This is a genomic window from Paenarthrobacter sp. NPDC089322 (assembly GCF_040684895.1).
Lineage (GTDB): Bacteria > Actinomycetota > Actinomycetes > Actinomycetales > Micrococcaceae > Arthrobacter.
Genome location: NZ_JBFBGW010000001.1, coordinates 107464 through 121552, shown reverse-complemented (window position 1 = coordinate 121552; position 14089 = coordinate 107464). Strand labels below are relative to the sequence as shown.

The 14089-nt window shown below is 63.3% G+C and carries 14 protein-coding genes; 2 read left to right on the top strand and 12 right to left on the bottom strand.

The annotated features are described in order from the left end of the window. The first annotated feature begins 237 nt into the window (after positions 1–237). Together AB0N65_RS00565 and AB0N65_RS00560 are read left to right on the top strand one after the other, a co-directional pair. Entirely contained in the window at positions 238–1809 is a 1572-nt protein-coding gene (locus tag AB0N65_RS00565; protein ID WP_364156978.1) for an ATP-binding protein, read from the top strand. A gap of 2 nt (positions 1810–1811) precedes the next feature. After that, a complete protein-coding gene (locus AB0N65_RS00560; RefSeq protein ID WP_364156223.1) occupies positions 1812–2480 on the top strand; it encodes a response regulator in 669 nt (222 codons plus the stop codon). Between the two features lie 29 nt (positions 2481–2509). On the opposite strand, the gene AB0N65_RS00555 is transcribed toward AB0N65_RS00560, so the two are convergent. From AB0N65_RS00555 to AB0N65_RS00500, 12 genes are all read right to left on the bottom strand, one after another. After that, a complete protein-coding gene (locus tag AB0N65_RS00555) occupies positions 2510–2986 on the bottom strand; it encodes a heme-degrading domain-containing protein (protein ID WP_364156219.1) in 477 nt (158 codons plus the stop codon). Next, complete coding sequence (locus AB0N65_RS00550; protein WP_364156216.1) at positions 2983–4005, bottom strand: Gfo/Idh/MocA family oxidoreductase; 1023 nt, start codon at positions 4003–4005, stop codon at positions 2983–2985. Before AB0N65_RS00550 ends, AB0N65_RS00555 begins: the two co-directional genes overlap by 4 nt. A gap of 3 nt (positions 4006–4008) precedes the next feature. Next, positions 4009–4470, bottom strand: a complete 462-nt coding sequence (locus AB0N65_RS00545) for a hypothetical protein (RefSeq protein WP_364156213.1) — start codon at positions 4468–4470, stop codon at positions 4009–4011. A gap of 133 nt (positions 4471–4603) precedes the next feature. After that, a complete protein-coding gene (locus tag AB0N65_RS00540) occupies positions 4604–5605 on the bottom strand; it encodes a sugar phosphate isomerase/epimerase family protein (RefSeq protein WP_364156211.1) in 1002 nt (333 codons plus the stop codon). A 1-nt stretch (position 5606) separates the two neighbouring features. Next, the gene (locus AB0N65_RS00535) at positions 5607–6833 is read right to left on the bottom strand and encodes a Gfo/Idh/MocA family oxidoreductase (RefSeq protein ID WP_364156208.1); all 1227 of its coding nucleotides are present in this window, start codon (positions 6831–6833) and stop codon (positions 5607–5609) included. A gap of 19 nt (positions 6834–6852) precedes the next feature. Then, the gene (locus tag AB0N65_RS00530; RefSeq protein ID WP_364156205.1) at positions 6853–7974 is read right to left on the bottom strand and encodes a Gfo/Idh/MocA family oxidoreductase; all 1122 of its coding nucleotides are present in this window, start codon (positions 7972–7974) and stop codon (positions 6853–6855) included. After that, positions 7971–8747 (bottom strand): sugar phosphate isomerase/epimerase, encoded by a 777-nt coding sequence (locus AB0N65_RS00525; RefSeq protein WP_364156202.1) that lies wholly within the window; start codon positions 8745–8747, stop codon positions 7971–7973. The genes AB0N65_RS00530 and AB0N65_RS00525 overlap by 4 nt, the downstream gene beginning before the upstream one ends. Positions 8748–8822: 75 nt before the next feature. Further along, positions 8823–9662 (bottom strand): carbohydrate ABC transporter permease, encoded by an 840-nt coding sequence (locus tag AB0N65_RS00520; RefSeq protein WP_364156200.1) that lies wholly within the window; start codon positions 9660–9662, stop codon positions 8823–8825. Continuing rightward, complete coding sequence (locus tag AB0N65_RS00515; protein ID WP_364156197.1) at positions 9655–10683, bottom strand: sugar ABC transporter permease; 1029 nt, start codon at positions 10681–10683, stop codon at positions 9655–9657. Before AB0N65_RS00515 ends, AB0N65_RS00520 begins: the two co-directional genes overlap by 8 nt. Before the next feature lie 63 nt (positions 10684–10746). Continuing rightward, on the bottom strand, positions 10747–12072 hold the full coding sequence (locus tag AB0N65_RS00510) for a sugar ABC transporter substrate-binding protein (RefSeq protein WP_364156194.1): 1326 nt from the start codon (positions 12070–12072) through the stop codon (positions 10747–10749). 45 nt (positions 12073–12117) lie between these two features. Continuing rightward, a complete protein-coding gene (locus AB0N65_RS00505; protein ID WP_364156192.1) occupies positions 12118–13257 on the bottom strand; it encodes a Gfo/Idh/MocA family oxidoreductase in 1140 nt (379 codons plus the stop codon). Further along, positions 13254–13994 (bottom strand): sugar phosphate isomerase/epimerase, encoded by a 741-nt coding sequence (locus AB0N65_RS00500; protein WP_364156190.1) that lies wholly within the window; start codon positions 13992–13994, stop codon positions 13254–13256. Before AB0N65_RS00500 ends, AB0N65_RS00505 begins: the two co-directional genes overlap by 4 nt. Positions 13995–14089 lie beyond the last annotated feature (95 nt).

Below are 14089 nucleotides of genomic sequence, written 5' to 3'. Positions count from 1 at the left end.
GGCAGCGGTGCCCCGTGAATCGATGCTAGGTCCAGGCGTGATGCCGATCACTCTTGTGTTCGCAGTGATCTTTAAGTTCATTGCGTTCACGGCTCCAGCCGGCTTCCGGGGGTGCGTGGCATGGTCTGGGGTATAGTGCCGGTACGCGAGGCGGGCAGCCCCTATGTGCCCCGGTAACGCCCCCAATCGGCCCATGAAGATCACCAAAGGATCCACGCAGTGACTCGACGAAGAGGAATGTCCCTTGCCGGGCAGTACCTTGTGCTGCAGTTGCTGATCGTGTTGGCCGTCCTTGTGGCGGTCGCTGCCATCTCCCTGGCCGAATCCGCCGCCGCTTTTGAGCGGACCGAGGGACGCCGGGCCTTGTCCGCCGCGGAGGCACTGGCCAGCAATCCCACGGTTCGGGCCCTGCTTCCCACCGCGGAACCACGGACCGGTGCAGCCCTCCCGGCCGTGGCTGAATCCGTCCGAACGGTGTCAGGGTCGTCCCAAGTGGCCCTCGCAAAGCTCGACGGCACGGTGGTAACGTCCTCGGACCCGGGCTTGTTGGGGAATCCACTCCCGCTTGGTGACAGCAAGGTCATGGATGGCCGGGCGTGGACAGGCGTCCTCGGCAGTGGCAGCGCGGCTGTTCTCTCCGCCCACGTACCAGTGCTGGATGATTCAGGAAAGATGATCGGCATCGCGTCGATCAGCAGGAACTATCCCTCCACTCTGGAAAGACTGAGCGAGGCCGCCCCCAACCTCCTCACGTACCTCGGCGTCGCCAGCGTCCTTGGTGTTGCGGGATCGCTGCTCCTGTCACGGCGCGTCAAGCGGCAAACACTGGGCATGGAACCACGGGAGATCACCGGGCTGGTGGAAAACCGTGAGGCCATGCTGCAAGGCCTTAAAGAGGGAGTCGTAGCGCTGGACCCGCACGAGCGCATCACGGTGGCCAACGACAGCGCCCGCCAGCTCCTCGGATTGCCCGCTGATTGCATCGGACGCAAGCTCGGCGCCCTCCACGTAGACCCTGCCTTGAAGGTGGTCCTTACCCGCGAGCAGTCCAATCCTGACCAATTGGTGCTGGTGGGGGACCGTTTGGTGGTCATGAACAGGGTGGCCCTGCGCTCGCGGGGACGCGATATTGGTTCTGTGACCACTTTGAGGGACCGCACTGAACTCTCGTCCTTGGAGCGGGAGCTTGGCACTACCCGCACTGTGACGGACACGCTCCGTGCCCAGGCCCACGAGTTCGCGAACCAGTTGCACGTCATTTCGGGACTCATCCAAATCGGGGAATACGATTCAGTGGTGCAGTTCGTCAACGGCGCAACCGTGGACCGGACCCGGCTCAACGAAGAAGTCACCAGCCGCATCGAGGACCCGGCGCTCGCGGCCCTGCTCATCGCCAAGGCAAGCCTCGCCGCCGAGAGGGGCGTGGAGCTTCAGCTGGACCCCCAATCCGCGCTGCCGCGCGTCAAGGATGAACTCTCCCGCGACCTCACCACGGTGGTTGGGAACCTGGTGGATAACGCGTTCGACGCCGTCGCGGGCCTTCCGGATCCGACCGTTCGGGTTCTGGTGGACAACAGTAAGGACCGGGTGACCGTGACCGTCCGCGATTCAGGCCCGGGTGTGCCGGAAGACAGCACCGAGGACATCTTCCGCCAAGGATTTTCCACCAAGACGTCGCGTCCCAGTGACGCCCGCGGATTCGGCTTGGCCATCTCGCGTGTGGTGTGCCGCCGGTCCGGCGGCGACCTCACAGTAGCCAATGACCATGGGGCGGTTTTTACAGCAACATTCAACAAAGGGGCAGCGTAGCCGTGATCAAGGTTCTGATCGTCGATGACGACTTCATGGTAGCCAAGGTCCACGCCGGATTCATCCAGCGGACCCCGGATTTCGGCGTGGTGGGCGTCGCGCACACGGGAGCGCAGGCCATCGCCGAAACCGAACGCCTCCAGCCGGACCTGGTGCTGTTGGACATCCACCTCCCGGACATCAACGGCCTTGACCTCATGCACCAGCTGCGGGATGTGGCGCCTGACCTCGACGTGCTGGTGATCAGCGCAGCACGGGAGGTGGAGACAGTCCGGAAGGCGTTGCGCGGCGGTATTGTGCACTACCTGATCAAGCCCTTTTCGCAGTCCGATCTGCACGAACGCCTGGAGCATTACCGCAGTGCTTACCAGGGTCTTGACGCGTCGAAACAGGAGGCCGAGCAATCGGACGTCAACCGCGTGTTCGGCTTGGGCGCTTCCGAACGGGCACTGCCCAAGGGGTGCAGCGTGGAAACGCTCGAGCTGGTGGAGGCCGCACTCAAATCAGCCCAAGGGGATGTCTCCGCTGCCGAAGTCGCCGAGCAGCTGGGGACCTCCCGTGTCAGCGCACGCCGCTACCTTGAGTACCTCCACGACGAAGGTGCGCTGGAGGTCCGACTCAAGTACGGCGTCGGGCGTCCTGAAAGGCGGTATGTCCTGAAGGGCCGCTAACCGGCATGCGCGCCCGTGTGTCTGCGGCCCTAGGCGCCCACCGTCTTCAAGTACCCGCGAATCCCGTCCACCACCAGCTGATGATCCTCGTCGGAGGCCAGCCCGGATACCGTGACCGCCCCGATGACGCCGGCTCCGCGGACCCGGATCGGGAACGAGCCCCCAGCCAGGGTGTAATCACCGTGGTCGAGCCAACCGCCGCCCAACGGACTGTGGCCACGGGCGGAAAATTGCTCCGACAGCAACGCGGTGCTGTGCTCGAAACGCAGCACCGAAGCGGACTTGCGGCGGATCCACTCCTCCTGGTCAGCCGTTGCGCCGGGCAGGACACAGCGGAAGAGCACGATGTTGTGGCGCCGGATGTCTATCGCAACGCCATGGCCCTCGGAAATCGCGTGGTTGGCGATGAGTGAACCGAGGCGCCAGGCGTCGTGGTGGTCGAAGCTCGTGAAGACCAGGTCTTCTTCCTGCTGGCGGAGCTCGGCCAGGCGCGGTGAGTCGGTCATTTGGCACCTGCCACAAGATCGGCGTCGTAGCTCAGTCCGATCTGTCGCCGTATCTCGTCCATGGCTGCCATGACGGCCACGCTTCCGTCCGGGGGCAGGATGGTTCCGGCTGTTTCTCCGGAGCGGATCAAGCGCTCCAACTCCGCCGCCTGGAACTGCATGCCCCTGCTCTTGACAGGTTCGTCGAATCGCTCAATAACGCTGCCATCGGAAGCGAACACCGTAAACGGCACGGGGTTGTACCAAGTGTGCTCGATGTCGATCCACCCATCCGTCCCGATCACCATGGCACGGTTGGCGCTGGCAGCATCCAGTTCGCAATCGACGATCGCCTGCGAGCCGCCGTCGTAATCGAAAATCGCCGCCGTCTGGCGGTCGACGCCGGTTGCCGTCATGGCGGCGCTCGCGGTGATACGCGAGGGAGTGCCCAGGATGTCCAAGGCGAAAGAGACCGGGTACACGCCAAGGTCCAGCAGCGCGCCGCCACCCAAAGCTGGATCATTCAAGCGGTGTGCGGGATCCTTGGGCAGGTTTTGGTTGTGGCTGGCCACCACCTTGCGGACCTCGCCGATGGTTCCCGCTGCGATGATCTCCCGGAGCCGGACCATGTGGGGGAGGAATCGAGTCCACATGGCCTCAAGGGCCACAAGGCCCTTGGAATCGGCCAGGTCAAAGACCTCCTGCGCTTCGCGGGCGTTCATGGTGAACGCCTTCTCCACCAGGACGTGTTTCCCGGCGTTGAGGGCAAGCAGCGCATTCGCGTGGTGGAACGGGTGGGGTGTCGCGATGTATATGACGTCCACTTCGGGGTCGGCGGCCAGTGCTTCGTAGCTGTCATGGGCAGTCGGGATGCTGTATCGCTCGGCGAACGCCTTGCTCGATTCCAGTGCACGCGAACCCACGGCTTGTACGGTGAAGCCGTTCTCGATCAAGTCCTGCGCCTGAAGACCCGCGATGAAGCCGGTCCCGAGGATTCCCCAGCGGATGTGTCCGTCGGAAGTGCCATTGTTGTGGGTCAAGGTTCAGTCCTTTGGTGAGTCAGGCTCTGCGTCCGGGAGCGGGTACGCCGCAAACGCAAAACGCCCTGAGTCCGGCGACCAGCTGCTGACGTTGAGCGTACCTTGGCCGCCGAACAGCGGCCATACATGGAGCGGTGTGGCCCAGTCGTCCGTGGAAACCAGTACGACGGCGACAGGCAGGTCCGCGGGGTGGCCTTCGGTTCCGCTGGGGAACCTGATGTAGCTGGCGTAGCTGCCATCGGGGGACAGATGCGGGAACCAGTCGACTGTGTTGGATTCGAGGAGTCGCTCGAACCCGCTTCCGTCGGCTTGGACGCGGGCGAGCTGGGCGTGCCCCTTGGCCGTGCTGAAGGATTCCGTGTTCAGGTAGAGCCACTTTCCATCGGGCGAGTACTCCGGCCCGTCGCAGTGGCCGGAGCCGACGTCAGCGCTGGCGGTAGCGCCGCCGTCGGACGCTATGGTCATGAGGCGACCTGGCTGCGTGGAGTCGCCATCCGCTCCCCATCCCCGTTCACAGTTCTGATTCCCCGGTCACCGACGCGATCCACACCTCGCAACGCTGGCCGGGCTGAAGCGTGCGGTTCACGTCGGTTGGCACCTAGTCTTTGCTGCTGAAGGCGGCGTCGAAGCTGGTTTGGGAGGCGGGGAAGTCGAACTTCTTCAGGGCGGCGAGGGCTTCGGGGGCGCCGTGGAGGCGGTCCATGCCGGCGTCTTCCCATTCCACGGAGATCGGGCCGTCGTAGCCGATCGCGGACAGGGCCCGGAAGGATGCTTCCCAAGGCACGTCGCCTCGTCCGGCGGAGACGAAGTCCCAGCCGCGGCGGGGATCGCCCCAGGCCAGGTGGGAGCCCATGACGGTGTTCCGGCCCGTGAACCGGAGCTTGGTGTCTTTGCAGTCCACGTGGTAGATCCGGTCTTTGAAGTCCCAGATGAAGGACACGGGGTCGATGCCTTGCCACATCATGTGGGACGGGTCCCAGTTCAGTCCGAACGCTTCCCGGTGCCCGATCGCTTCCAGCGTGCGCTGAGTCGTCCAGTAGTCGTAGGCGATTTCGGAGGGATGGACTTCGTGGGCGAACTTCACACCCTGTTCGTCGAAGACGTCCAGGATGGGGTTCCAGCGGTCGGCGAAGTCCTGGTAGCCGGCGTCGATGACCTTCTCGGGGACGGGCGGGAACATGGCGACGTATTGCCAGATGGAGGAGCCGGTGAACCCGACCACGGTGTCCACCCCTAAAGCGCGGGCGAGGCGGGCGGTGTGTTTCATTTCTTCGGCGGCGCGTTGGCGGACGCCTTCGGGGTCCCCGTCGCCCCAGACCTTGGAGCCGACGATCGCTTCGTGGCGGAAGTCGATGGGGTCATCGCAGACGGCCTGGCCCTTGAGGTGGTTGGAGATGGCCCAGACTTTGAGGTTGTACTTCTCCAGGAGTTCGAGTTTGGAGTCGACGTAGCCTGGTTCGTCCCATCGCCAGGCGTCGAGGTGGTCTCCGGAGACGGCGATTTCCAGGCCGTCGTAGCCCCAGCCCGAGGCAAGACGCGCGACTTCCTCGAGGGGGAGGTCGGCCCACTGGCCGGTGAACAGGGTGTACGGGCGGGGCATGTCAGGCTCCTTCGGTGTGGGTCTGCAGTTGGATCAGTGAGCTCTTTGCGGCGGCAGATTCTTCGATGCCAGCCAGGATGTGCTGGACGGTGAGGCCCTCTTCAAACGACGGCGACGGCTGGCTTCCATCGCGGATAGCCAACAGGAAGTCGCGGATCTGGTGGGTGAAGGTGTGTTCCCAACCGATAATGTGCCCTTGCGGCCACCACGCCTCGAGATAGGGGTGTTCGGGTTCGTTGACCAGGATCCTGCGGAAGCCCTGCTCCCGGACAGGAACGGTTGCATCCATGAAGCCGAGCTCGTTCAGGGCCTCGAGGTCGAAGAGGATGGTGCCTTTGTCGCCGTATATTTCCAGCTTGAGCGAGTTCTTCTGGCCGGTTGCCACCCTGCTGACTTCAACAGAGGCGATTGCTCCGGAGGCGAGGGTCAGCGTTGCCCAAGCGGCGTCGTCGACGGTTACCGGCTCCGGACCGTCAGGGCCGGGGCGCTGGTCCACGAAGGTGTGCAGGCGGCCGGTTACTTCTGTAACGGAGTCGCCGAGCAGATAGAGGACTTGGTCGATCGCGTGCGAGGCGATGTCACCGAGCGCGCCGGAACCGGCGGTTTCCTTGCGCAGCCGCCAGGTCATGGGGGACCCGGCGTCGGAGAGCCAGTCCTGCAGGTACGCGGCGCGGATGTGCCGTACGGTGCCGAGCCGGCCTTCGGCGATCAGTTCCTTGGCCAGGGCCAGGGCGGGGACCCGGCGGTAGTTGAAGCCGATCATTGACTGGACGCCGCGCTGTCTTGCAGCGGTCGCGGCTGCGGTCATGCCCTCGGCTTCGGCCAGGGTATTGGCCAGGGGCTTTTCGACGAGCACGTGCTTTCCGGCTTCGAGCGCGGCGATGGCGATTTCGGCGTGCATCCAACCCGGGGCGCAGATGTCGATGATGTCGATGTCGTCCCGTTCAATGACGCTTCTCCAGTCCGTTGCTGATTCGGCCCAGCCGTACTTGGCTGCCGCTTCGGCAACGGATTCGGCGTTCCGGCCTACGAGTACTTTCTGCTCGAAGGCCGGGACGTCGAAGTAGCCGGCCACATTCCGCCACGCATTCGAGTGGGCTTTCCCCATGAACGCGTAACCGATGGCGGCCACGCCCAGTGGGCGCGATGCCGGCGAGGGTGCTGGTCGGTCCTCTGGTGAAGGCCGCTTCGATCCCTGATTGTTGCCTGTCCGGGCAGGGGTGGTCATGGTAGTTTCCTCGCTGATTCTAGAGAGTGGCGGATTCCGGTGCCCAGTCCTCAGGGACTGCTGCCGAAGCGGGGGCGTTGCTGGTCACGTCCACGAACGTGCCTGATTCGACGGACTCGGCGATCGAGACCATCGTGTCCAGGACGTGGTAAGCGAGGTCGCCGGTGGCTCGGTGCGGTTCGCCGGCGCGCAGTGCCCGGGCCATGTCCAGCACACCCAGGCCGCGGCCTTGGGCGGGGCCGGACGCGGCTATGATTTCCGGTTCTTCCGCGCCGGGCCGCCACAGCCTCACCTCGCCGTCGAAGTAGTTCGGATCCGGCAGCGAGAGCGTGGCTTCCGTGCCGGTGATCTCGACAAACCCCATCCTCTGGCGTGGGGACTCGAAGCTGAACACGCTGTGTGAGGACTGCCCGCCTTCGAACTGTGCCATGGCGGACACGTGCGTGGGGACCTCGACGGCGAACTCCTCGCCTGCCTTCGGACCGGAACCGATCACGCGGGTCTTCTTCGCGGCAGAGCCGACCGCTGCCACCTTGCGGACCGAGCCAAAGGTCTGGACCAGCGCGGTGAGGTAGTACGGGCCCATGTCGAACAAGGGGCCGGCACCATGCTGGAACAGGAACGCCGGGTTCGGGTGCCAGGACTCAGGACCGGGGGTCTGGAACGTGGTCATGCCGGTGAGCGGGGTACCGATGTCGCCGCGCTCGATGATCCTGCGTGCCGTCTGCAGGCCGGCACCGAGGAAGGTGTCCGGGGCGGTGCCAAGGCGGATCCCCGCCGCATCTGCAACTTTCAGCAAGCCCAGCCCGGATTCGCGGTCCAGCGAGAATGGCTTCTCGGTCCAGACGTGCTTGCCGGCGTTCACCGCGGCCGTGGCCACCTCGACGTGCGCCGCCGGGATGGTCAGGTTAACGATGATTTCGACGTCGGGATGGTTCAGTGCCAGCTCTGGCGCACCCCACTCGGCGATGCCGTATTCCTTGGCCCGGGCCTCTGCGGTCTCGACGAAGAGGTCCGCGATCACGTGGACCTTCAGGTCCGGGAAGACTGTGAGGTTGTCCAGGTACTGCTTGCTGATATTGCCTGCGCCGATGACGGCGACGCCGACTGGACCCTTGCGCTGGGATGGGGAAAAGCTCATGCTTGTGCCTCTTTGGAAAGGTGTCCTTCTGCGGCCTGGACGCTGGCTGCAGCGGTCAGGTACCGCAGGCTCTCGGTGATGCCTTCGAAGATGTCGCCGGAGTAGTCGTCGAATTCCACCACGCCAACTTCCAAGGATTTCGCCGCGGCGATGACGTCCAGTACCGGTATGGTGCCCTTTCCGGCAGGCAGTTGGGCCTTGGTGTCGGCAGTGCCCGGGCCGTCCTTGATGTGGATGAGCTTTACGCGGCCACCCAGGCGTTCCAGCAACTCCACGGGGTCCTGCCCGCCAAAAGCCGCCCAATAGGTGTCCACTTCCAGGACCAGCTCAGGGTCCAAGAGGGACTCGAGGTACTCCAAGGCCGTGGTGCCCTCGATAGTGGACTCCAGTTCCCACGCGTGGTTGTGGTAACCCACACGAATGCCATACTCGGCGCCCTTCTTTGCCGCGGCGTTAAGCTTGGCTGCCGTGGCCCGGATGTCCTCGGCGGACTGCCAATGCTCTGCAGGGAGATAGGGATCAATGACGGTTGCGATGCCCAGTTCCTTGGCCGCAGCGAAGATCTGGTCCTGATCGGCGGACAACAGGGGGGCATGCCCTGAAGGGGCCGCGAGCCCGTTCTCCTTCAATGCTGCGCCGAGCTCGGAAGCCGTGGCTACGAAGTTGTACGGCTCAACCTGGCTGAAGCCTATATCGGCGACCTTCTTGATGGTTCCCGGCAGGTCTTCCTGCAAGGCGTTTCGGACGGTGTAGAGCTGGAGTGAATACGTCATTGCTTTCCTTTGCGGTGGTGGCCGTCAGCAGGACAGTGGTGCTTGTACTTATGGTGCTTGTACTTAACAGTGAACCTACTTGACCGCCCCTGAGGACAGGCCTGCCACCAAATGTTTTTGGACCAGGATGAACCCGATGAGCACGGGCAGGCTGACCACCACGGATGCAGCCATGAGTTGGTTCCAGAAGACGTCCGACTCACTGGCGTAGGCCTTTAAGCCCAAGGACAACGTCTTGGTGGCCTCGTTGGTGAGGACGGAAGCGAACAGAACTTCACCCCAGGCAGAGATGAAGGAGTAGACAGCAACGGCGATGATGCCGGGCTTGGCAACGGGAAGGATCACCCGGAACAGGGCTCCCATCCGGCCGGTGCCGTCAATCATCGAGGCCTCTTCCAGTTCCTTCGGGATGGAGGCGAAGTAGCCGCTCAACATCCAGATCGCGAAAGGCAGCGTGAAGGTCATGTAGGTGATGATGAGGCCCAGGTAGGAGCCCTGTAGCTGGAGGCCGGTCATGTTCCGGATCTGCGTGAAGATGAGGTAGAGCGGCAGGAGGAACAGGATGCCCGGGAACATCTGGGTGGATAGGACCGTCAGGCTGAAGGCACGCTTGCCCTTGAACGGTAGCCGGGCGATCGCATAGGCCGCCAGGACGGCTACTGTCACGGAACAGACAGTGGCGCACACGGTGATGATGAGGCTGTTCTGGAAGTACTTGGCCAAGGGAACCGTTGTCCAGATGTCCACGTAGGGGGAGAGCGTGATTTCGCGGGGAATCCATTGGAACAGCCCGGAGACGTCCTTGAGCGGTTTCAACGATGTTGAGACCACCACGAAGAGCGGAATCGCTACCCAGAGCGACAGGACTGTCAGGACGATGTTCCGCAGAATCCGGAAGTTGCGGGTCTCAATCATTGTCGGCTCCCTTGGGCAGCACCATGCGGATGTAGAAGACGGAGGCTATGAACAGTGCGATCAGGAGCAGGACGCTCATGGCGCCACCGAGGCCGAAGTTCCAGCTTCCGAACGAGTTTTGGTAGATCAGCGGGGAAATGAGGGTGGCTTCCTTCGGGGACGACGCTCCGAAAAGGACAAAGGGAACGTTGAACTGGTTGAAGGTCCAGAGCGACATCACCATGAGCAGCACGCCGTTTGCCGGGCGGACCATCGGCAGGGTGATACTTCTGAACTGCTGCCAGAGGGTTGCGCCGTCGATGGCTGCGGCCTCGTAGACATCGTTGGGAACGTTCTGCAGGGCTGCCATCAGCATGAGGAAAGCGAAGGGCCAGAGTTGCCAGACGTTCACCACGACCATCGCGCCAAAGGAGTTCTCGCCCAGCAGCCAGAACGGCCGCTCGTCGCCGAAGAGCCGGAACGTGTCCACCAGGATCTGGTTCACGGCACCATCGCGCTGGTTGAACATGAAGGCCCAGGCGATGGTTCCGACGTAGGCCGGAAGGGCATACGGAACAAGGAAGAACGTGCGGAGGAGCGCCCGGCCCTTGAAATTGGAGGACAGGAAGACGGCACCGGCCATGCCAAGCACCCAGGAAAACCCGACAACCAGGACGGTATAGCCAAGGGTCCTGCCAACGGTGCTGAAGAAAGCCTGTCCGATGGTGCTGTCCGGGTTGAGGCCGTTGATAAAGTTCTGCAATCCGACGAACGGGGCGTTGAGCCAGTTGGTCAGGTTGAGCTGCGTCAGGGAGATGAAGGCGATCCAGACGCCGAGCACCATGGGCCCGATGTGAATCAGTAGTTCAAGGACGGCGGCGGGGGCGATCAGGCCGTAGGGAAGGAACGAACGGCGACGTTTGCGGACCGGTGGTGCGGAGGCGGCCTTCGGATGGCCGGGGCCGGGATCCACCGCAGGGGTGCTGGCGGCGGGGCCGCTTTCCACTGCTGAATGCGACCTGTCCAGTGCTGAATGTGACATGGAAACTCCTTTGCCGGAGTGGGGGCGTCGCTTTGACGTGGCGCCCCCACTCTCAGGGCCTGGTTACTGGGCCGCGGCCATCTGGTTGTTGGCGTCCTTGAGGGCCGCCCGGATGTCGTCTTCGGAAACAGTTCCGGTGGCTGCCTTGGCAAAGAGGTTCTTGATGGCCGTACCCGTGAGGGTTTCCATCTGTCCTTCCTTGGCGATCAGCGGCATGGGCAGGGAGTGGTTGGCCAATGCGTCATTCTTGGCTTTGACCTCTTCCGTCTGGAACGCAGCATCGCTGGACGCCGCGGTCACTACCGGGAGGGAGGAGTACGCCTTGTTGAGGGCGACCTGTTCTTCGTCACTGGTCAGGAAAGCTGCCAGCTTGATGGCATTCGCCTTGTTGTCGCTGTTCTTGAAGACGCTGAGGTTGATGCCGGCCACGTGGCTTTGCGTGGCCTTATCTCCGGTTGCGTCCGCCGTCATCATGGGGATGGGGGCCACGCCCCAGTCCTTGAAGTCGCGGGCGGCGAAGTTCTTCAGCGGGCTTTGGTCGAACATCATGGCCGCCTTGCCGTTGATGACGTTATCCACCTTCTGGCTTCCCTGGCTAAGTTCAGCGTCCGACGGCGACATCACCTTGTGCGTGGCCATCAGGTCGACGAACTGCTTGACGCCCTCCACTTGGGGATCGCTGTCAAAGGTCGGCTTTCCATCGGCGTCGAACAGCGTGCCACCGTTTTGGAGGCCACGGACGAACGCCTGGTGGGAGTTGGCTGAAACGGAGGCTCCTGCGGCGGTGAAGCCCCACTGGTCCGGCTTGCCGTCACCGTTGGTGTCCTTGGTGAGCTTTTTGGCCGCGGCGACGAACTCGTCCCAGGTTGCGGGTGCCTTCTCGATCCCGGCTTCCTGGAACATCTTGGTGTTGTAATACATGTTGTACGCCAGGCCGTAGAGCGGGATGGATGTGGGGGTCTTGCCCTCTGCTCCACCCGTGGACCAGCTGGTCTGCAGGAAGCGATCCTTGCCGCCAACCGCTTCCAGCAGCTCCCCTTCCACCGGTTCAAAGGCGCCGGTTTCCTGGAGGGTGACAGCCCATGTGTTTCCGATATTCAGGACATCGGGTCCATCTCCGCTGGTGACGGCGGTGAGGATGCGGTTGTAGAGGTCAGTCCAGCTGATGACTTCCAGCTGCACTTTCACGCCGGTCTTTTCGGTGAAGCGGTCCAGCGTAGGCTTCAACTTGGCGGCTGTGTCATCCAGGCTGTTCCCTTGGTCGGAAGCCCAGTAGGTAATGGTGTCGCTGGATGCCTGGGGGCTGCCCCCGCCTCCACACGCGCTGAGGCTAAGGGCTACTGCTGCCGTGGCGGCAAATGCTGAAAATGCTTTCAGTGGATTTTTCATGGTGCTCCGGTTTCCTCGTCGTCGAGCTGGCACTGTTGCCGGGGGCTAGGACAGGGTTGCTGCCGTGGGGTCCCAGTCCTCGGGCAGTGCCGGGACCTTGGACGCTGAACTTTCGACATCCACAAAGGCACGGTTGTCGATGGACTCCGAGATCGAAGCCATGGTGTCAAGGATGTGGAACGCCAACTCACCCTGTGCGCGGTGTGGGCGGCCCTCGCGGATCGCCCGCGCCATCTCGAGGACTCCCGCGCCGCGGCTGGCTGTAGACCCTACCGACGGGACAACCGTCCAATCGTCCGAGCCGAGGGCGCAAATGCGGATATCGCCGTCGAAGTTGTTCGGATCCGGCAAAGCGATGGTGGCGTCGGTTCCGGTGATCTCCACAAAGCCCGCGCGCTTGAGCGGCGAGTCAAAGCTGAAGATGCTTTGGGCCGATTCGCCGTTCTCGAACTGCAGGATGGAACTCACATGGGTGGGGACCGTGACGTCGAAACTTTCCCCTGCCTTGGGGCCGGAGCCGATGATGCGGCTCTCACGCGACTTTGAACCGAACGCAGCCACGCGCCGGATGCTGCCGAACGTCTGTACCAGCGTGGTGAGGTAGTACGGGCCGATGTCGAAGAGCGGGCCGGCACCGTCCTGGAAGAGGAACGCCGGATTGGGGTGCCACGACTCCGGGCCCGGCGACTGCAGCAGGGTCAAAGCGGTCAGCGGGGTACCGATGTCGCCGCGCTCGATCATGCGGCGGGCAGTTTGCAGGCCCGCTCCGAGAAACGTGTCCGGCGCACAGCCAAGACGCACGCCGGCGGCATCTGCCGCTTTGAGCAGGCCAAGGCCGCTTTCCCGATCCAAGGAGAACGGCTTTTCGCTCCAGACGTGCTTGCCTGCGTTCACTGCCTGGGTGGCAACTTCAACATGTGCTGCCGGGATGGTGAGGTTGATGACAATTTCGACGTCGGGGTTCCCGAGGACGGCGTCGACGCCACCATGGTTGGCGATTCCATACTCTGCGGCCCGCGCGGCCGCGGCCTCCTCGAAGAGGTCACCGATTGCGACGACGCGCACGTCCGGAAAGCTTGTGAGGTTGTCCAGGTATTGCTTGCTGATGACGCCTGCGCCGATGATGCCGACCCCGACAGGTCCCGATCCCAGAGGCCCAAAGACGTTGTCTGCTGCGTGGCTCATGCGGTGACCTTTCCGGCGGTGAGGAACTTGTAGCTGTCTTTCACGGCGTCGAACATGTCGCCCTGGAAGTCGTCCAGTTCGACGACGGCTGCTTCGAGGGAGCGGGCGGCGCCCAGCACGTCCCAGATGGGCATGCTGCCGTCGCCGACAGCCAGTTGGCTGGATGGATCCGGGGTGACGGGACCGTCCTTGATGTGGATGAACTTCACCCGGTCGCCGAGGCGGGCGAGGAGTTCGGCAGGGTTCTGGCCGCCAACGGCTGCCCAATACGTGTCGAGTTCCAGGACCACTTCGCGATCGAGGTGGTCGGCAAGGTGCTCGATCGCCGTCTTGCCCTCAATCACTGACTCAACTTCCCACCAGTGGTTGTGGTAGCCGACCTTCACGCCGTAGGTGGAGCCTTTCGCGGCTGCAGCATTCAGCTGTTCGGCGGTTGCCCTGATGTCTTCGATGGTGTTCCAGCGGTCAATCGGAACATGGGGGTCGATGACGGTGCCGATGCCCAGCTCCTGCGCCGCGGCAAAGATGGCGTCCTGGTCGTCGCTGAGCAGGGGAGCGTGACCTGAAGGGGCAGTGAGGTTGTTCTCGGCCAGAGCCTGCTTGAGCTCGGCGGCCTTGGCGACAAAGCGGTAGGGCTCCACCATGGTGAAGCCGATGTCCGCTAGTCGCTGGATTGTCCCTGGAAGGTCCTGTTCGAGGGCCTTTCGGACTGTGTAGAGCTGGATCGAGTATGACACTGTCTCTCCTCGTCATTGGCGGTAGAGGGGTGATTTACGCGGTTGATACATCGCATCGAGCGGCCTGATGTGCTGCTCATCACAACCTAAGGGGA